The sequence below is a fragment of the Nocardia sp. NPDC056541 genome, assembly GCF_042794235.1.
In the GTDB taxonomy this organism is placed as follows: Bacteria; Actinomycetota; Actinomycetes; order Mycobacteriales; family Mycobacteriaceae; genus Nocardia.
This window is the reverse complement of the sequence record NZ_JBHTUD010000013.1, coordinates 171,873-188,966: the sequence shown is the minus strand read 5'-3', so window position 1 is coordinate 188,966 and position 17,094 is coordinate 171,873. Positions and strand designations below refer to the sequence as shown.

Genomic DNA, 17,094 nt, shown 5'->3' with positions numbered 1-17,094 from the left:
GGGGCCATTCTCGTGTTCACGGCGCTACTTGGTGGTGGTGAACGGCAGCAACGCCATCTCCCGCGCGTTCTTCACCGCGACGGCGACCTGACGCTGCTGCTGCGGGGTCAGGCCGGTGACGCGGCGGCTGCGGATCTTGCCGCGATCGGAGATGAAGGTCCGCAGCAGGTTGACGTCTTTGTAGTCGACGTACTCGATGCCCGCGGCGATCAGCGGATTCTTCTTCGGCTTACGCCCCTGGTCGGCGCGTGCCTTCTTGGACGGTGCTCGCTTCACTGCCATGGGATATTCCTTCTCACGAATCAGTTTGGGGAGTCTCTACCAGCTCGATTTGTGGACCCCGGGAAGCTCACCCCGATGGGCCATCTCGCGCACACGGACACGGGAGAGGCCGAACTTGCGGAGATAGCCGCGTGGGCGGCCGTCAGCAGCGTCCCGATTGCGCAATCGTACCGGACTGGCATTGCGTGGCTGGTTGCGCAGTTCGGCCTGGGCGGCCGAGCGTTCGGCCTCGCCGGTGCTCGGCTTGCGGATGATCTCCTTGAGCTCGGCGCGCCGGGCCGCGAACCGTTCGACGATCTCGCGCCGCTGCTCGTTGCGGGCGATCTTGGATTTCTTCGCCATCAGCGCTCTTCCCGGAAGTCGACGTGGCGGCGCACGACGGGGTCGTACTTGCGCAGAACCAGCCGGTCGGGGTCGTTGCGGCGGTTCTTGCGGGTGACGTAGGTGAAGCCGGTGTCCGCGGTGGACTTCAGCTTGACGATCGGTCGGATATCGGTCGCTTTCGAGGCCATGTTCAGCTCCTAGATCTTGTCCCCACGAGCGCGGATGCGGGCCACCACGGCCTCGATCCCGTCGCGGTCGATGGTCTTGATGCCCTTGGTGGAGACCGTCAGCGTGATGCGGCGGCCCTCGCTGGGCAGGTAGTAGGTCTTGTGCTGGATGTTGGGGTTCCAGCGTCGGTTGGTGCGCCGGTGCGAGTGGGAGACGGCTTTTCCGAAGCCGGGCTTGCGACCGGTGACCTGGCAGTGGGCCGACACGCGACCTCCTTCCATGGTTATGACAACCATTTTCGACAACGATTATTCCGCACTGTACAGTCGCCGTGAGGTAAATGAAAATCATTGTCGAAAGGGGTATCGGGTGCTGGACCAGTCAGACCGGAGAACGCCCGTGGTGCTGCTGGCCGGCTTCTCCGGACCCGCCATGGGCGGCGTCGAGCACATCGCGGCGACGCTGAGCGAGGACGCGGGCACCGTGGTGGTGCATCACGACCTCGCCGAGCTACGTGAAGGCGTGGTGCGGCGCACGGTGCGGACCGCGGGCAACGTGAGCACCACGGTGCTCGAACTGGCGCACGGGTGCGTGTCGTGCACGTTGCGCGCCGATCTGCTGCCGATGCTGTGCACGCTCGCCACCCGCGATCACGTCGAGCGGATCGTGCTCGCGCTGGATCCCGGCATCGAGGCGGAGGCGCTGTGCCACGCGATCGAGCATGTCGAGGTCAGCGGGGTGGCCGATCGTGTCGACGGGCCCGCGGGCCGCAGCGTGCGGATCGAAGCCGTGCTGACCTGCCTGGACGGGCAGCAGTGGCTCGCCGATGCCACCGGTGACGAGGTGCTGGCCGATCGCGGGCTCGCCTCGGCCGATGACGAGCGCACGGTCGCGCAGGTGGCTGTCGGCCAGGTCGACTTCGCCGACGCGCTGGTGGTACTCACCGCGGGCGCCGACGCGCTCGATCACGAGCGGCTGGCAGCCGTGCTCGCCCGCCTCGCACCCGCGGCGCCGGTCGCCTGGCTGCCCGACCTGTCCGGCTTCGACGCCATCGAGATCGGTGCGCTGCTGACCCGTGTGCCCGCGGACTCACGCCGGGGCCGGATCTTCGACGCGCACGCACCGCTGCTGCGGGGGCAGCCGCCGCTGAGCACCGACTGCGGCGTCTCGATCGTCGAATTCGCCGCGCGCAGGCCGTTTCATCCCGAGCGGCTGCACGAAGCCCTCGACGTACTCCTCGACGGCGTGGTCACCGCCCGCGGCCGGATCTGGCTGGCGACCCAGCCCGACCACGTGGTCTGGCTCGAGTCGGCCGGTGGCGGGCTGCGGGTCGGCGGCGCCGGTCGCTGGCTGGCCGCGATGAGCGCCGAGGAACAGGCCGGCGCCGACCGGGATCGGCGGGCGATGGGCGCGCTGGGCTGGGACGAGCGATTCGGCGATCGCGATGTGTCGCTGGTGATCCTGGCTCACGACGCGGACCCCGCCGAGATCCGGCACGCCCTGCACTGGGCGCTGGTCGAGGACGACGAACTGCTGCTCGTCGACCGGGCGCCGGAACGAGTCGCGTTGTGGGAGGACCCCTTCGGCGACTGGCATCAAGATCCCTGCGCCGATCCCACCGAGGCAACGGCCTCGGCGAGCGAGCGCACAAACCCGAGAGGAGAAACGGCATGAAAGCGGGCATCCACCCCGACTACCACCCCGTCGTGTTCGAGGACGCGAGCACCGGCAAGCAGTTCCTGACCAGGTCGACCGCGAACAGCGACCGCACGATCGAATGGGCCGACGGGAACACCTACCCGCTCATGCTGGTCGACGTGACCTCGGATTCGCACCCGTTCTGGACGGGCACCGCCCGCAACCTCGACACCCAGGGCCGGGTCGAGAAGTTCGAGCGCAAGTACGGAAAGCGCTCGCGCGCAGGCAAGGAAGGCTGAATCATGGCGGTCCCCAAGCGCAGAATGTCGCGCTCGAACACCCGAAGCAGACGCGCGCAGTGGAAAGCGGAAGTCCCGCAGCTGGTCCCAGTGACAGTGGGCGGTGTCGAGTACCGAGTGCCACGCCGTATCGTCAACGCCGTCCGCAAGGGCATGATCGACCCCGCCCGGCTCTGACGCCGACGACAACGGCCTGCCGGAACCGCCCGGCAGGCCGTTGCCTGTCTCTACCGCCCTGGGTTTGCGGCCCGCGTCATCCTTCTCGTTCGGCCAGCGCTACGAGGGTCGCGGCGAGCTGGAAGAACTTGTTGTTGCCCAGGTCGGCGATGGTCTTGATCTTCAGCGCCTCGAGCAGTTGCTTGTCGTGCGCCTCGGTGAGGCCGGCCAGCGCCGACGGGGGCGCGGCGAGAATTTCGGCGAGCGTCTTGTTCTCGAATTCCTTGTCGAGGACTTTGTCGAGCACCACGTTGACGGCCATGCGAACTCCTTCGAACGAACCTTGGATGTGCCGGGCGAGACGGATGCGCCCATCAGCGACCATAACTCGGTTGGCGCACCAGATGGTGGGCTTCCGGGGGCTCGGCGGTTCGTTCTGCCCTGCCATCTGTCCAGGGGACTTACTGCGGTGCTGTTCTGCCTGTTCAGGGCCCTAGGGGAGGGTGTGGGGCAACCGCCCCGTTAACCGTGTGATGCATGCCACTTGGCATGAACGCGCGCAAGGGCTTGCGGAGTATTTGCTGACGGTCGAATTACCAACTCTCGGTTTGTTTTTCGCCACAAGAAAATTCCCGAACCACTGATGCGGAGTCCCTCACAGGTATGTACTCTCGTGCGGGAGGGCGGGTTCCCCGAGTATGGGGAACCCGCTCATCGCCACTTCAGAGGCGGTTTTCGCGGCAGTTCGCCGCAGGTTGCGAGAGCTCGGATCAGCGGGGCGGAAGACCGGAAATATTCCGACAAACCGGACGTTAGCTGGTTGCGGTCAACGGGCCGGAACGGGCTGACGCACCGGGACCGCGACATCGCGTCGATCCGGCGCCACCAGCACCGCGGTGATCGGCACGGTCAGGCCGAGCGCACCGATCACGAACATCGGGAACACCAGGTCGAACAGGGGCATCCCGGCCGGTGTCCGGATACCCGGATCGATCGAGAAGCTCAGCGCGGCGATGGCCGTGTAATACACCGCCGCGACGCCGAGCGCGAACAGCACCGACACCAGCACCCGCATCGGCACCCGCCGGACCACCTGCGATACCCACAGGGTCGCGGTGCACAGCGCCATCGACACCAGCACCGACACCCCGATGAGGCCGAGTGACTCGTCGACGGTGCCCTGCACGGCGAGCGCGTCGAGGGTCAGATAGGTCGACAGCCCGATGCTCAACCCCATCGTCAGCCCACCGATGATCAGCCGCGGCACCTGGGGGGTCCGGCCACTGATCAGCAATCCGGCCAGGACGCCGACCACCGCGATGGCCAGTGCAGCGGCACCGAGCGCGACGTTGTAGCGCATCGTGCTGTCGTTCACCCGCATCGCCAGCAGCGCGACGGAATTCGCCAGCCACAGCCCGACCCCGCCGAGCGAGACCGCGGCCATCGTCAGCCAGATCAGCCGGAACCGGATCGAGTACTTCGCATGCCGGATACAGGCGAACGCCACCAGCGCGCCGAGCGCCGACAGGTCCAACGCGAGCCACGCGATCCCGGTGCCGTGCGCGAATGTCTCGGCACCGGTCGCGGCGAGCAGATCAGGCACGCCTGCCCGCTCCTTCGAACTGCTGCGGCTCGAGCTGGGCGATGGCGTATTCGGTCACCGCCGCCAGTGCCTGACGGACCTCGACGGCATTGCGCGCGTCGATGTCGACGATCGGGATGCCCTCGCGCACCGAGAGCGCTTCGCGCAGTTCGGCGATGGGGAAGCGCGGAGCGTTGGGGAAGCGGTTCACCGCGATCAGGAACGGCAGTCCACGCGCCTCGAAGAAGTCGACGGCGGCGAAACTGTCTTCCAGCCTGCGGGTGTCGATCAGCACCACCGCGCCGATGGCGCCCCGGATCAGGTCGTCCCACATGAACCAGAAGCGCTTCTGGCCCGGGGTGCCGAACAGGTAGAGCACCAGGTTGCCGGGCAGCACGATGCGCCCGAAGTCCATGGCCACGGTGGTGGTTTCTTTTTCCGGCGTCTCGGCGAGATCGTCGATGCCGTCGGAGAAATGGGTCACCATCGCCTCGGTGCGCAGCGGCACGATCTCCGACACCGCACCGACGAAAGTCGTTTTACCGGCGCCGAATCCGCCCGCTACGACGATCTTGGTCGACGCGACCCGTTGTTCTTGTGCCGGCGGGCGCATGCCATCAGAGGCCACGGAGTCCACGCAAAGTCCTCTCCATCAGTGATCGGCGTTCGTCGTAGCTCGCCTGTTCGGTCAGCGTCGAATGCACTCGAAGAATCCCGCCCACTACGAGATCACCGATCATCACCCGGACCATACCCAGTGGGCGACCAAGGTATGCGGCAATCTCGACGACAGAAAGCCGATGTGTGGCAAGACGCACGATTTCGATCCGCAAATCGCCTGCGGACCAGTCGTTGTGCGCTGTATAAGATACCGTCTCGACGACCGCCTCCAAGGGCAGCGCGATCGCGGGCTCGGTGCGGCCGGAGGTCAGGGCATAGGGCCTGACCCGGGTAGTCGGCCGGTGATCGGATCCGTAAGGGCTCGACATCTCACCTCAGCCGGCGGAGCGGGCGGTGGCGGTAACCGCCGAGCCCACCCGGTCGACGAGCAACGCCATCTCGTAGCCGATGCGGCCGATGTCGTGGCTCTTGTTGGCCAGAACCGCCAGGTGCGAACCGTTTCCGACGCTCATCACCAGCAGATAGCCCCGCTGCATCTCCACGATCGACTGCATCACCTTGCCGCCGTCGAACAGGTGCGCGGCACCCATCGACAGGCTGGCCAGACCGGCGGTGACCGCAGCCAATTGCTCGGCGCGGTCGGCGGGTAGATGCGGACTGGTCGCCTGGAGCAGTCCGTCGGCCGAGACGAGCACCGCGTGTGAGACGCCGGGTACGTCGCGGGTGAAGCGGGCGACCAACCAGTTCAGATTTTCGTCTGTGGGGTGCGCGTTGCTCATTCGAGGCCTCCGTCGTTGTACTGGATCTCGGCACGGCCGCTGCGGACGCCGCTGAGATGTCTGGTCAGGTTGTTGCGGATCTCCTCGGGGTCGCGAGCGCCCGCTTCCTCCGCGGGGGTGAGCCCACCGGGGACGAGCTGAGCGCCCGGCTTGCGGATCGGCAGCCCGCCGCTCGTTCGCGAGGACGTAGGTGGGTGGTCCGCCTCGGCGGCGGCCGACCAGCCCGCGTCGCCGGGGGCGCTCCACGACGCGCCGTTGCCGTTGCCGGATTCGGTGGGGGCCGAGGCGGGTTCGACGAGCCACTCCGAGACCATCCGCTGGTAGATCGGGGTCGGCGCCGGGCCGGAGACCGGCTGTAAACGGGTGCTCGTCGTCGGCATCGGGTCGACGTCGAGGGGACGCGGCGCGGGTTGCGGCTCCTGGGGCGCGGCCGGTGCGGACGACGCGGCGAGCTCGGCCAGCGCGTTCGCGGGGATGCGCTGCGGCAGGCCGAACGGCGACGAGTCGGGAGCGGGCGCCGCCGGATCGGTCGTCACCGGGAGATCGTCGGTGTCGTGATCGTGCTCGGCCCACATGCCCGCCGGTGCCGCGTCCTCGTCGGGTTCGACGATGGCCGGTTCCGGCGGGGGCGCCGGTACCGCGGCCGGAACACGTTGCGGGAGACCGACACTGGTGAGTGGGTTCTTGGGCGTGCTCGCGCCGTTGGCCGGGACGAGCGGATTCGGATCCGCGAACGTCGGCAGCGCGGGAAGCGGTGAGGCGGGCAGGTCGAGATCGGTCACGGCGTCGAGCGAGACCAAGGGGCGCGGTCCGGTCGGCATGATCGGATTCGGGCCGGTGATGTCGGCCGGAGTCAGCGCGTACGGGCCGATCCCGGCGGGGACGATCGGATTCGGCCCGGTGGCCGGACCCGACGACATGGGCGGCGACGGCGCGACGAGCGCACTGGGCAGATGCACGCTGGCCGTGATGCCGGGCTGCGGGGCCGCACCGCTGGTACGGCGCAGGCTGACCGTGATGGTGTGCCGCTTGGCGAGCCTGCCGACCACGAAAAGACCCATGCGACGGGCGGTTTCGATGGTCACCTCGCCACCGGAGGCGAGCCGGTCGTTGGTCGTCTGCAGATCCTCGGCCGACATGCCGAGGCCGCGGTCGGTGATCTCGATCAGATAGCCGCTGTCGACCGCCCGGCCGACGATGACCGCCACCGATGTACTCGGCGGGGAGTAGCGCAGGGCGTTGTCGATGAGCTCGGCGAGCAGGTGCTCGATATCGACCGCGGACTCACCGGCCACGACGCCGTCGGGCACATTGCCGATCTCGACCCGCTGGTAGTCCTCCACCTGCGAGACTGCGCTCCACAGCATGTCCGACAGCGGCACCGGCGGCAGATGACCGCGGCGCAGCACGGTGCCCGCGAGCACCAGCAGGTTGTCGCCGTTGCGGCGCATGCGGGTGGCGAGGTGGTCGAGGCGGAACAGCGTCTGCAGGCGCGAGGGGTTGTCCTCGTCGTGCTCGAGTTCCTCGATGAGCGCGAGCTGCTGCTCCACCAGCGACTGGCTGCGCCGCGACAGCGTCTCGAACATGTTGCCGATCTGCAGGCGCAGGCGGGCCTGATCGCCCGCCAGATTCAGCGCCTGCTCGTGGATCTCGTCTACGGCACGGGCCAGCTGACCGATCTCGTCGGTGGAGTGCACACCCACCGGCATGATCTCCGGCGTCGCGCCGCCGCTGCGGACCACGGCCAGCTCGTCGGGCAGCTTCACGTGCGCGACCTCGAGCGCGTCGCGGCGCAGCCTGCGCACCGGCACCACCAGGGTGCGGGCCACGGCCAGCGCGAGCGCCAGGCCCGCCAGCAGCATGCCGAGCACCAGGGTGGTCTCGCGCAGGGCGCCGGTCTGTGCCGTCGCGGTGTTGCTGTCGAGAGTGTGGTCGATGTTGTCGAGCAGCGCGGAGATCGTGGAGGCGTAGGTGTCGGCGCTCACCTGGAGCGTGTTGAGTACCGCCGCGTTGGTGGTCGGATCACCGCTGTTCTGGCTGAACACACTGATCCGGGTCTGCACCGCGTCGAGCAGCGCGGCCATGCTGCCCGCCTGGTCGGGCAAGACCATCGCGTAGGTCTTGATCATGTTCGATTCGGAGCCGAGCTCGACGAGCATCTTCGCTCGCGCGCTCTGGCTGCGACCGGATTCGGGCGAGACGACCAGCGTGCGCTCGCGGGTGAGCACCCGGCGGGCCTGGTGCAGCGCGGCCAGCTGGAGGAAGTAGCGCTGCACGACGAAGTCCTGGACCTGCGGGGTCTTGGACAGCGCCTTTCCGATCCGTTCGCCGATCTCGTCGGTCTGCTCGCCGACCATCGCCGGGGACCCGCCGCGCACGGTATTGCGCAGGGTGGCGCCGGTGGTGGTGGCCGCGGTGAGTTCACTGGCGACGACAGGGTCGATGCGGGCCGAGCGCAGCGCGCTCTGCACCTCGGCGAGCGCCTGGTCGTAGGTGGTGAGCGCGGCGTCGGTCTGGGGGTCGGCGATCGCACCCCAGTTGGCCGTCGCGGCGACGGCGAGTTGTTCGGTGGCGGTGGCGAATTTGACGACGGGACGGATGACGGTGGCCTGTTCGGTGGCCGCGCCCAGCTGCGTCATCGTCTGCAGTTCGTTGTTGATCCGCAGCACGGCGAAGGTGGTCGCGAGCATCACCGGCAGCACCAGCACCACACCGACCTTGCGCGTAACCGACCAGTTGGACAGGCTGAATTGCCAGGAGCGCGATGCAGGTTCCATCCGCGTGCGTTGCCTCTGCTTCCACGTGTGACCCCGGCCCGCGCGGGGAGGTCGCGGAGCGATGCGAGCGCAGAACCAACTGGAGGTCTTCTTTTACCGCAGGAAAGATACCGTGCCGAGTGGGCATCGGCAATCCGGGCCACACGGTCTGTAATTCGCCGAATATGCGCTGACACAACGACGATTCGTTCGGGTTTGTCAAGACCTACAACATACCTCCGGCGAGAACACGACGTTCGGCGCGCCGAGGCCTCTCAGTACGTTCTCAGTCGGTCACGGCAAACTACAGCACATGCGCATTCTGGTAGTCGACGACGATCGCGCGGTGCGGGAATCACTGCGCCGGTCACTGAGCTTCAACGGCTACACCGTCGACCTCGCTGTCGACGGTCTGGACGCACTCGAGAAAGTGACCGCGGCCAGGCCCGATGCGCTGGTTCTCGACGTCATGATGCCGCGCCTGGACGGCCTCGAAGTGTGCCGAAGGCTGCGCAGTACGGGCGACGATCTGCCGATTCTCGTTTTGACCGCGCGCGATTCGGTGTCCGAACGAGTGGCCGGCCTCGACGCGGGCGCCGACGATTATTTGCCGAAACCTTTCGCGTTGGAGGAATTGCTGGCGCGTTTACGGGCGTTGCTGCGTCGTCGAACGCCCGATCCCGGTGAAGCGTCGGAGGCGATGGTGTTCGCTGACTTGTCGCTGGATCCGGTCACCCGCGAGGTTTCGCGCGGCGAACGCGCGATCAGTCTGACGCGTACCGAGTTCTCGTTGCTCGAGATGTTGATGGCCAATCCGCGCCGAGTGCTCACTCGCGGACGAATCCTCGAAGAGGTCTGGGGCTACGACTTTCCGACCTCCGGCAACGCGCTGGAGGTCTATATCGGCTATTTGCGCCGCAAGACCGAGGCCGACGGCGAGGAACGACTGATCCACACCGTGCGTGGCGTCGGCTACGTGCTGCGCGAGACCCCTCCGTAGGCGGGCGAGATGGCACACAAGGAACCTGCGGTCGCCGTTCTCGGCAGGCCGCTGGACGCGAGCGAGATGCGTCCGCCGACCCCGCTCACCCGCTCGGTGTCCCTGCGCTGGCGGGTGACCCTGCTGGCCGCGTCGGTGGTGCTGATCGCGGTCGCGGTCACCTCGATCGCCGCCTACGCGATGGTGGCGCGCGCGCTCTACGCCGACGTCGACGCCCAGCTCGAGGCCCGGGCGGCGACGATGATCAACAACAATTTCGAGACCGCCGGTTTCCAGTCGATCGTGCTGGCCGGGCTGTTCTCCAACGATGTCGGCGTCGCGCTGATCTATGCCGGTCACAAGCCGTATATGCCACCCCAGCAGACGATTCCACCGGTCGGCGCCCAGGAGCTCGCGGTGGCCGACGGCAAGATCAATTCCTCGCTGCGCACCGTCGGTGACCAGCGGGTACTCGCCGCGCGTACGCACAGCGGCGCGACGCTGATCATCTCGCAGAAGCTCTACCGCACCCGCGAGGTGCTCGATCAGCTGGCGTGGCTGCTGTTCGTGGTCGGCGCGTGCGGCGTCGTGCTCGCCGCCGCCGCCGGAACCGCGGTGGGCCGCACCGGTCTGCGCCCGATCGCCCGGCTCACCGCGGCCACCGAGCGCGTCGCCCGCACCGACGACCTGACGCCGATCCCGGTGACCGGCGACGACGAATTGGCCAGACTCACCGAGAGTTTCAACACGATGCTGCGGGCGCTGACCGAATCACGCGATCGTCAGCGCCGGCTCGTCGCCGACGCGGGCCACGAACTGCGGACGCCGCTCACCTCGCTGCGCACCAATATGGAGCTGCTCATCGCCTCGGGCAGGCCGGGCGCGCCCCGGCTGCCCGACGAGGACATGGCCGAATTGCGCGCCGATGTGGTTGCCCAGATCGGTGAGCTGTCGACGCTGGTCGGCGACCTGGTCGACCTGGCCCGTGAGGATGCCCCCGAAACCGTGTACGAGCGGGTGGATCTCGGCGAGGTGGCCGAGCGTGCGCTCGAGCGTGCGCGCCGCAGACGGGTGGGGATCACCTTCGTGGCCGATCTGGCGCCCTGGTTCGTCTACGGGCACGAGGCGGGGCTGGAACGGGCCGTCCTCAACGTCCTCGACAACGCGGCCAAGTGGAGTCCGCCCGACGCGGTCGTGCGGATCACCATGCGCCCGGCCGGCCCCGGACTGCTCGAACTGGCAGTCGGCGACGCGGGCCCCGGCATCCCCACCGGCGAACGTGAACTGGTCTTCGAACGCTTCTACCGCACGACCGCCTCGCGCTCGATGCCCGGTTCCGGACTCGGGCTGGCCATCGTCAAGCAGGTGGTGACCAAACACGGCGGCACCATCGCGGTGGACACCTCCGATCGGGGCGGCGCGCTGGTGCGCATCGTGTTGCCGGGGGAGGCGCCGATCGTTCTCGACGAGTCCGACGCCGGGTGATCGCCGTCAGTCACGGCGAACTGATAGTCCGATCTCAGGCGCCTCTCAGTAGCCGTCAGGAAGCTGGTCAGCAAGCGTGAGGAGACAGACACCATGACCGACGATCCCCAGCACCCCGCTGACCGGCCCGCCGCTACCGGACCGGGCGACACGGGCCATCCCACCGAGTCGGGGCTACCGGCCGGGCACCAGGGGCAGGCGCCGGGCTTCGGCGACCAGCCGCGCTACGGCGAGCATGCCGGACCGGCTCCCTTCGGCGACCAGCCGCGCTACAGCGACCAGCCCCATGGCGAGCCTGCACCCTTCGGCGGGCAGGCACCCTACGGCGGACAGCAGGCCCACAGCGACCATGCGCCCTTCGGGAATCCCGCGCCGCACACCGCCCCCATGGCGTTCGGTGGCCCGCCGTCGCAGGGGGGTCAGCCGTCGCACGGTGCGCAGCCCCAGGCGTTCGGTCCCGCGCCGGCTCCGCAGCGAAAGCCGCTGCGGCTCGGCCTGATCGCCGGTGCGACGGCGCTGGCTCTGGTCAGCGGTGGTGTCGGTGGTGTCGTCGGAGTGCTCGCCACCGACTCGGGTTCCGCGCCGGTGACCAATGCGCTCGAGGCGCCGAAGCCCGCGGTCAACAACGTCGCCAACGCGCCCGCCGGGTCCACCCAGGCGGTGGCGCAGCGGGTGTTGCCCAGTGTCGTGATGATCAAGGTCGCGGGTAATCGCGCGTCCGGTGAGGGTTCCGGGGTGGTGCTGTCCACGGACGGTTTGATCCTCACCAACAATCACGTCGCCGCGGGCGCGGGTGCCTCGGCGAAGATGGAAGTGGTGTTCAGCGACGGCAGCACCGCGCCCGCCACGATGATCGGCGCGGATCCGGTCTCCGACCTGGCTGTCATCAAGGTCAGCGGCAAGACCGGGCTCACGCCGATCGAACTCGGCACCTCCGACGGTCTGGCCGTGGGTCAGCCGGTGATCGCGATCGGCTCGCCGCTCGGCCTCGCGGGCACGGTCACCACCGGCATCGTCTCGGCCCTCAACCGACCGGTCTCGACCAGCGGCGAGGGCACGCCGAGTCAGGTGAACCCGGTGATCGACGCGATCCAGACCGACGCGGCGATCAACCCGGGCAACTCCGGCGGCGCGCTGGTCGACGGACAGGGCAAGCTGATCGGCATCAACACCGCCATCGCCAGCCTCGGCGGCGAGGCGGCGGGCGGCACCCAGAGCGGTTCGATCGGCCTCGGCTTCGCGATCCCGGTGGATCAGGCGCGCCGGGTCGCCGACGAACTGATCAAGACCGGCCATGCCACCTACGCCCAGATCGGCATCAAACTGCGCCCGCAGGACACCGCCGCACGCGTACTCGAGGCCACTCCCGACGGCCCTGCCGCCAAGGCAGGCATCCCCGCGGGAGCCGTCATCACCCGCCTCGACGACCGCCCCATCGACTCCGGCGACGCGCTGATCGCCGCCGTCCGCTCACACCAGCCAGGAGACAAGGTGAAGGTGACTTACACCGACGAACAGGGCGGTAACTCCAAGACCGTCGAGGTCACGCTCACCGCCGCGGCGGCGGAAGGCGGCCGATGATGCGTTCGAACGCAAACCTGTCGTGCGTAGGCGCTACGGTGATGACCATGGACATCGATGCTCCCGTGGCAGGGCGCGCACTGGTTGTTGTCGTCGACGATCGGACGGCTCATGGCGGCGTGGATTCGCTCGGCCCGCTCGTCACCGAATTGCTCAACGAGGCCGGGTTCCTCGTCGACGCCTCGGTGACGGTGCAAGCCGAGGAGGTCGAGATCCGCAACGCGCTCAACACCGCGGTGATCGGCGGCGTCGACCTGGTGATCTCGGTCGGCGGCACCGGCATGTCGCCGCGCGACATCACCCCCGAAGCCACCACCCAGGTGCTCGACCGTGAACTGCCCGGCATCACCGAGGCATTGCGCGCGTCCGGCCGGGTGGCGGGCTCGCTCGACGCCGGTCTGTCCCGCGGCGTGGCAGGCATCTCCGGCAGCACCCTGGTGGTGAACCTGCCCGGCACGCGCGCGTCGGTCCGCGACGGCATGGCCACCCTCGGTCCGCTGGCCAGCAAGGTGATCGGCGAATTGTCCGGTCTGGACGAATGACATCCGACCCGCACGACGCAGTTTCCGGCCCCGATGATCGGGGCCGGAAACAGGCTGCGGCGGAGGAGTTGCGACGGAAAGCGGCCGAGGCGGCGCGACTGGCGAGAATCTTCGGCGACGTTCTCCCGGAGACCACCGGCGACGAACGCGGCGAGCGATCACGGGGCTCCGGTACCGACGATTGGTTACGGTCGCAAGTTCCACCGCACCACGGGTGATCAGCCCGTTATCTACGTAGCCGCTACGTAATAAGCCGCCTTGGAATTGCCGATTACGGCATGAACACACACTGCGGACAAATACTCGAGACCACGCGAAAGCGTGGTCTTTTGTCGTTCGACGACCCAGATCGTTACCCGGGGCCATCTCCTGTCAAGGTGTCATGACAGGGGCCTTCGCGACTGCATCAATGCACGTCAAGGCATGTGGCGATGTACGAATGTGTGCCGTGCTTCACAGTGAAATTTACGAACTCTTTCGTTGCCGAATCCGTGTAACGGCGTTTAATGTTCGCCATCGAGCCACCAACTATCGGTCCCCGCAGTACTCCCACCTCTGTGCGTTGAACCACCCGGTGGAACCCTGGCTCGGGTTCGCCACACCGGCCCCGGCCGTATCGTCGAAATAACAGTTAGTTACGTAACGGCAACAAAGGGGCGACACACTGATCTGGGCCCTGTGAGGTCCATTTGTCCGGCTTCGAAAGTCGAAGCCGGCTGTTAGACACCTGATGAGGGGAAGTATGAGCGAGAACCGCACCACCGGTGTGCGCCGTGGCGTCCGTGCCGCGGGCGTCGGCGCTGCCGCGGCCGCCGTGGCCTTGGGCCTGCTGTCGACCGGTGCCGCCAATGCCGATACCTTCGTGCCGTTGCCGGACGGCCAGAAGGTCAGCCCTGCTGGCGTGACCATCACCCGCACCCACGAGTCCGCACTGATCTCGCCGTCGATGGCCGCCAACGGCGCGGGTCGCGTCGTCTGGGTCTCGGGCACCGCGGTCGCCGAGGTCAACGAGACCCCCGAGGGCGAGGTCGGCCCCTGGAACGGCCCGACCGGTCGTCCCGGCTCGAACAACTCGTCGACGCACGGCACCTCCCAGCTGAACACCGGCTACATCGTCGGTTGCCAGGTGAGCATCGCCGATGACGCCATCGGCGCCGGTGTCTCCGGCGGAATCAGTACCGGCGGCGTGACCGCGGGCGGCTCCATCGGCGTCAACCTCGGCCCCGGTGAAGTGAAGTTCGTGCAGATCAGCTCGAAGGACATCCTGAAGGCCGGTACCTACGCGATCGATTACCAGGACGCGGAAATCGAGATCCAGGGCTGCGCCGGCTACGCGCAGGCCCGGGCGTACACCGTCGTCGAGGTCATCGGCGACAACTACTCGAAGACCACCCTGTACGGCATGCCGTTCAGCATCGGCTGACGTTCTTCGATCCGGCACGAATCTTCTTCTCGCTGCGGCGAACTCAATCCTCGAGGGACAAATCCTATGATCAACCGTAAGTTCATGGCGAAGGTGGCGGGCGTCAGCGCTGCGGCCACCGTGGCCGTCGGCCTGTTCTCGACGGGCGCGGCCAATGCCGATACCTTCGTTCCCCTGCCGGGTGGACACATCACCAAGACGCTGTCCGACGGCACCGTCGTCGACATCTCCCTTGTCGGTGAGTCGGCCCTGATCAGCCCGTCCATGGGTTCCACTCCGGTGCACCGCAACTCGTGGGTCTCCGGTAGCGCTCAGGTCACCGTTTCCGACGGCGGCTCCGGCAAGATCTACCCGGGCTACACCGTGGGTTGCCAGGTCAACATCTCGGGTGGCGGCGTCTCCGGCGGCGGCGAAGCCGCGATCGACCAGGACGGCAACGGCTCCGGTGGCATCACCACCGGCGGCGAGCTCTCGCTCGGCCCCGGCCAGTCGTCCTCGTTCTACATTCTCGACCGCGAGCAGGCCGACGACTTCGGCAGCGAATCGCACAGCAAGAGCAACAAGTTCAAGAACGGCTCCGGCTCGGTGACCTGGTCCGACACCACCATCGGCCTGAGCGGCTGCGCCGGCTACGCGCAGGCGCGTGCCTTCGTGTCCGTCGAGGTCGAGACCGACAACGTCATCTCCTGGGTGACCCTGTGGGGCGCTCCGTTCAGCCTCGGCTGATCTGTTCGCATCCCGCATTCGAAACGGGCCGGTCGCTATGCGACCGGCCCGTTTTGTTGTGCGCTCACCCTTGTATCGCTGGACATTACGAGTCAGTCTCACTATGTTGAACCCGAATCAACTGCCCCGGCAGTCGAAATCATCTTGCGTTTTCGTTCGCCGATCGGCTGAGAGTCGCGCCGATCCGGTGACGACCAGCTTCTCGATCCACCTCCCGGCAGGGCGCATCTGTCCTGTTGCCAGCGGTGCCTGTCCTGTGTGACACACCCCAGCTGGGTCCGGGCGCAACACAGATATCGACCTCGATGGTCGAGGTCGGATTTGCGTATACCTCGAGGGGAAGAATGAGCGAGAACCGCACCAACCGCGGGCGTCGCGGCGCGTGGAGCGCGGGCGCCGCAGTGGCCGTGACGATCGGCCTGTTGTCGGCCGGTGCTGCCAACGCGGACACCTTCGTACCGCTGCCGGACGGCCAGAAGCTGGGCCCCGGTGTCACTTTGAGTCGCACCGGCGAGCATGCCGTGGTATCCCCGTCGCTGGCCGCCAACGGTGCCGGTCGTGTCGTGTGGGTGTCGGGCAATGCTCGCGCCGATGTGCAGGTCACGCCGGAGGGCGAGGTCGGGCCGTACAACGGACCGACGAACCGTTCCGGTTCCAATAATTCTTCGACGCATGGTGCCTCGCAGTTGAATACGGGTTACATGGTGGGTTGCCAGGTGAGCATCGGTGACGACGCGATCGCTGCCGGATTGGCCGGTGGAGTATCGACCCTCGGCGCCTCCGCCGGTGGTGCGATCGGCCTTCATCTCGGCCCTGGTCAGGTCGCCTTCGTGCAGATCGACGCCAAGGACATTCTGAAGCCCGGCGTCTATTCGGTGGAATACCAGGACGCGGAGATAGATATCCAGGGTTGCGCGGGCTACGCACAGGCCCGGTCCTACTCGGTGGTCGAGATCATCGGTGACCACTACTCCAAGACCACGCTGTACGGAGCGCCGTTCAGCATCGGCTGATCATCGGCCGAATCGAAACTCTTTCTCGTTCACACGAATTCACCCTCGAGGGGTCACTGTGATGATCAACCGTAAGAGCATGGCGCGCGTAGCCGGATTCGCGGCGGCGACGACCGTGGCATTGGGTTTGCTGTCCACGGGTGCGGCGAACGCCGACACCTTCGTTCCGCTGCCGGGCGGCCACATCACCAAGACGCTGTCCGACGGCACTGTCGTGGACATCAGCCTGGTCGGCGAGTCCGCCAATATCAATCCGTCCATGGGGTCCACCCCGGCGCATCGCAACGCCTGGGTTTCCGGTAGCGCGCAGGTCTCGGTGTCCGGTGATGGCGGTGGCAAGATCTTCCCCGGTTACACCGTGGGTTGCCAGGTCAACATCGCCGGCGGCGATGCGCTCGGAGACAGTGGAGCCGAGGTGGTGGAGGGCGTGGGCTTCGGCGAGGTGAACACCGGCGGCGAGCTCACCGTCGGACCCGGCCAGGCGAAGTCCTTCTACGTTCTCGATCTCGAAATGCCCGACGACTACGGCAACGAATCCCACAAGACCCGCAATGCCTTCAAGGGTGGGTCGGGCTCGGTGACCTGGGCCGACGAGACCATCGGCCTGTCCGGCTGTGGTGGTTACGCCCAGGCTCGTTCCTTCGTGAGTGTCGAGGTGGAGACCGACAACGTCATCAGCTGGGTGACCCTCTGGGGCGCGCCGTTCAGCCTCGGCTGAGCGAACACAACAACGAGTTCGG

The 17,094-nt window shown here is 67.4% G+C and carries 21 protein-coding genes; 11 read left to right on the top strand and 10 right to left on the bottom strand.

Translation table 11 applies throughout. The features are described 5' to 3' along the window. Window positions 1-24 precede the first annotated feature (24 nt). From rpsR to rpmB, 4 genes are read right to left on the bottom strand one after another with little or no spacing between them, the layout of a single operon-like run. Window positions 25-282: a 30S ribosomal protein S18 gene (gene rpsR / locus ACFQ9R_RS23445; protein WP_067449582.1), complete on the bottom strand. Its 258-nt coding sequence runs from the start codon at window positions 280-282 to the stop codon at window positions 25-27. Between the two features lie 36 nt (window positions 283-318). Beyond that, window positions 319-624 carry a 30S ribosomal protein S14 gene (gene rpsN / locus ACFQ9R_RS23440; protein ID WP_378993269.1) on the bottom strand — a complete coding sequence of 102 codons (306 nt, stop codon included), beginning with the start codon at window positions 622-624 and terminating at the stop codon, window positions 319-321. After that, a complete protein-coding gene (gene rpmG, locus ACFQ9R_RS23435; RefSeq protein WP_378635921.1) occupies window positions 624-794 on the bottom strand; it encodes a 50S ribosomal protein L33 in 171 nt (56 codons plus the stop codon). Before rpmG ends, rpsN begins: the two co-directional genes overlap by 1 nt. A 9-nt stretch (window positions 795-803) precedes the next feature. Continuing rightward, entirely contained in the window at window positions 804-1,040 is a 237-nt protein-coding gene (rpmB, locus tag ACFQ9R_RS23430) for a 50S ribosomal protein L28 (RefSeq protein WP_194826729.1), read from the bottom strand. A gap of 103 nt (window positions 1,041-1,143) precedes the next feature. On the opposite strand from rpmB, the gene mrf reads away from it, so the two are divergent. The 3 genes from mrf to rpmF are packed head-to-tail and all read left to right on the top strand — an operon-like array spanning window position 1,144 to window position 2,888. Continuing rightward, on the top strand, window positions 1,144-2,448 hold the full coding sequence (mrf, locus tag ACFQ9R_RS23425) for a ribosome hibernation factor-recruiting GTPase MRF (RefSeq protein ID WP_378993268.1): 1,305 nt from the start codon (window positions 1,144-1,146) through the stop codon (window positions 2,446-2,448). Beyond that, window positions 2,445-2,711, top strand: coding sequence for a type B 50S ribosomal protein L31 (locus ACFQ9R_RS23420; protein ID WP_378635925.1), 267 nt, complete (start codon window positions 2,445-2,447; stop codon window positions 2,709-2,711). Before mrf ends, ACFQ9R_RS23420 begins: the two co-directional genes overlap by 4 nt. 3 nt (window positions 2,712-2,714) lie before the next feature. Continuing rightward, window positions 2,715-2,888: a 50S ribosomal protein L32 gene (gene rpmF, locus ACFQ9R_RS23415; protein ID WP_378635926.1), complete on the top strand. Its 174-nt coding sequence runs from the start codon at window positions 2,715-2,717 to the stop codon at window positions 2,886-2,888. A 76-nt stretch (window positions 2,889-2,964) separates the two neighbouring features. On the opposite strand, the gene ACFQ9R_RS23410 is transcribed toward rpmF, so the two are convergent. From ACFQ9R_RS23410 to ACFQ9R_RS23385, 6 genes are all read right to left on the bottom strand, one after another. After that, window positions 2,965-3,189 carry a hypothetical protein gene (locus tag ACFQ9R_RS23410; RefSeq protein WP_336084385.1) on the bottom strand — a complete coding sequence of 75 codons (225 nt, stop codon included), beginning with the start codon at window positions 3,187-3,189 and terminating at the stop codon, window positions 2,965-2,967. Between the two features lie 504 nt (window positions 3,190-3,693). Next, complete coding sequence (locus tag ACFQ9R_RS23405) at window positions 3,694-4,470, bottom strand: MHYT domain-containing protein (protein WP_378993267.1); 777 nt, start codon at window positions 4,468-4,470, stop codon at window positions 3,694-3,696. After that, window positions 4,463-5,062, bottom strand: coding sequence for an ATP/GTP-binding protein (locus tag ACFQ9R_RS23400; protein WP_266295760.1), 600 nt, complete (start codon window positions 5,060-5,062; stop codon window positions 4,463-4,465). Before ACFQ9R_RS23400 ends, ACFQ9R_RS23405 begins: the two co-directional genes overlap by 8 nt. A gap of 4 nt (window positions 5,063-5,066) precedes the next feature. After that, window positions 5,067-5,438, bottom strand: a complete 372-nt coding sequence (locus ACFQ9R_RS23395; RefSeq protein ID WP_056813973.1) for a DUF742 domain-containing protein — start codon at window positions 5,436-5,438, stop codon at window positions 5,067-5,069. 6 nt (window positions 5,439-5,444) lie between these two features. Further along, window positions 5,445-5,849: a roadblock/LC7 domain-containing protein gene (locus ACFQ9R_RS23390; protein WP_056813970.1), complete on the bottom strand. Its 405-nt coding sequence runs from the start codon at window positions 5,847-5,849 to the stop codon at window positions 5,445-5,447. Continuing rightward, window positions 5,846-8,626, bottom strand: a complete 2,781-nt coding sequence (locus tag ACFQ9R_RS23385; RefSeq protein ID WP_378993266.1) for an ATP-binding protein — start codon at window positions 8,624-8,626, stop codon at window positions 5,846-5,848. The genes ACFQ9R_RS23390 and ACFQ9R_RS23385 overlap by 4 nt, the downstream gene beginning before the upstream one ends. Window positions 8,627-8,918: 292 nt before the next feature. Here ACFQ9R_RS23385 and ACFQ9R_RS23380 point away from each other — a divergent pair, with 292 nt between their 5' ends. From ACFQ9R_RS23380 to ACFQ9R_RS23345, 8 genes are all read left to right on the top strand, one after another. Continuing rightward, a complete protein-coding gene (locus tag ACFQ9R_RS23380; protein WP_358071318.1) occupies window positions 8,919-9,605 on the top strand; it encodes a response regulator transcription factor in 687 nt (228 codons plus the stop codon). Between the two features lie 9 nt (window positions 9,606-9,614). Continuing rightward, entirely contained in the window at window positions 9,615-11,069 is a 1,455-nt protein-coding gene (locus ACFQ9R_RS23375) for an ATP-binding protein (RefSeq protein ID WP_378993264.1), read from the top strand. Between the two features lie 93 nt (window positions 11,070-11,162). Continuing rightward, a complete protein-coding gene (locus ACFQ9R_RS23370; protein WP_378993263.1) occupies window positions 11,163-12,650 on the top strand; it encodes a trypsin-like peptidase domain-containing protein in 1,488 nt (495 codons plus the stop codon). Continuing rightward, window positions 12,650-13,192 carry a MogA/MoaB family molybdenum cofactor biosynthesis protein gene (locus tag ACFQ9R_RS23365; RefSeq protein ID WP_194826720.1) on the top strand — a complete coding sequence of 181 codons (543 nt, stop codon included), beginning with the start codon at window positions 12,650-12,652 and terminating at the stop codon, window positions 13,190-13,192. Before ACFQ9R_RS23370 ends, ACFQ9R_RS23365 begins: the two co-directional genes overlap by 1 nt. Window positions 13,193-13,934: 742 nt before the next feature. Then, entirely contained in the window at window positions 13,935-14,615 is a 681-nt protein-coding gene (locus tag ACFQ9R_RS23360) for an MspA family porin (protein ID WP_378993261.1), read from the top strand. A gap of 66 nt (window positions 14,616-14,681) precedes the next feature. Beyond that, the gene (locus ACFQ9R_RS23355; protein WP_378993260.1) at window positions 14,682-15,341 is read left to right on the top strand and encodes an MspA family porin; all 660 of its coding nucleotides are present in this window, start codon (window positions 14,682-14,684) and stop codon (window positions 15,339-15,341) included. A 344-nt stretch (window positions 15,342-15,685) separates the two neighbouring features. Further along, on the top strand, window positions 15,686-16,354 hold the full coding sequence (locus ACFQ9R_RS23350) for an MspA family porin (RefSeq protein WP_378993259.1): 669 nt from the start codon (window positions 15,686-15,688) through the stop codon (window positions 16,352-16,354). Window positions 16,355-16,415: 61 nt separating this feature from the next. Continuing rightward, window positions 16,416-17,072: an MspA family porin gene (locus ACFQ9R_RS23345; protein WP_378993258.1), complete on the top strand. Its 657-nt coding sequence runs from the start codon at window positions 16,416-16,418 to the stop codon at window positions 17,070-17,072. Window positions 17,073-17,094: the final 22 nt, after the last annotated feature.

Coding starts and splice junctions, on each gene's coding strand:
- rpsR (WP_067449582.1), bottom strand. CDS start 282: ATGGCAGTGAAGCGAGCACCGTCCAAGAAGGCACGCGCCGACCAGGGG.
- rpsN (WP_378993269.1), bottom strand. CDS start 624: ATGGCGAAGAAATCCAAGATCGCCCGCAACGAGCAGCGGCGCGAGATC.
- rpmG (WP_378635921.1), bottom strand. CDS start 794: ATGGCCTCGAAAGCGACCGATATCCGACCGATCGTCAAGCTGAAGTCC.
- ACFQ9R_RS23420 (WP_378635925.1), top strand. CDS start 2,445: ATGAAAGCGGGCATCCACCCCGACTACCACCCCGTCGTGTTCGAGGAC.
- rpmF (WP_378635926.1), top strand. CDS start 2,715: ATGGCGGTCCCCAAGCGCAGAATGTCGCGCTCGAACACCCGAAGCAGA.
- ACFQ9R_RS23410 (WP_336084385.1), bottom strand. CDS start 3,189: ATGGCCGTCAACGTGGTGCTCGACAAAGTCCTCGACAAGGAATTCGAG.
- ACFQ9R_RS23400 (WP_266295760.1), bottom strand. CDS start 5,062: ATGCGCCCGCCGGCACAAGAACAACGGGTCGCGTCGACCAAGATCGTC.
- ACFQ9R_RS23395 (WP_056813973.1), bottom strand. CDS start 5,438: ATGTCGAGCCCTTACGGATCCGATCACCGGCCGACTACCCGGGTCAGG.
- ACFQ9R_RS23390 (WP_056813970.1), bottom strand. CDS start 5,849: ATGAGCAACGCGCACCCCACAGACGAAAATCTGAACTGGTTGGTCGCC.
- ACFQ9R_RS23385 (WP_378993266.1), bottom strand. CDS start 8,626: ATGGAACCTGCATCGCGCTCCTGGCAATTCAGCCTGTCCAACTGGTCG.
- ACFQ9R_RS23380 (WP_358071318.1), top strand. CDS start 8,919: ATGCGCATTCTGGTAGTCGACGACGATCGCGCGGTGCGGGAATCACTG.
- ACFQ9R_RS23375 (WP_378993264.1), top strand. CDS start 9,615: ATGGCACACAAGGAACCTGCGGTCGCCGTTCTCGGCAGGCCGCTGGAC.
- ACFQ9R_RS23370 (WP_378993263.1), top strand. CDS start 11,163: ATGACCGACGATCCCCAGCACCCCGCTGACCGGCCCGCCGCTACCGGA.
- ACFQ9R_RS23365 (WP_194826720.1), top strand. CDS start 12,650: ATGCGTTCGAACGCAAACCTGTCGTGCGTAGGCGCTACGGTGATGACC.
- ACFQ9R_RS23360 (WP_378993261.1), top strand. CDS start 13,935: ATGAGCGAGAACCGCACCACCGGTGTGCGCCGTGGCGTCCGTGCCGCG.
- ACFQ9R_RS23355 (WP_378993260.1), top strand. CDS start 14,682: ATGATCAACCGTAAGTTCATGGCGAAGGTGGCGGGCGTCAGCGCTGCG.
- ACFQ9R_RS23350 (WP_378993259.1), top strand. CDS start 15,686: ATGAGCGAGAACCGCACCAACCGCGGGCGTCGCGGCGCGTGGAGCGCG.
- ACFQ9R_RS23345 (WP_378993258.1), top strand. CDS start 16,416: ATGATCAACCGTAAGAGCATGGCGCGCGTAGCCGGATTCGCGGCGGCG.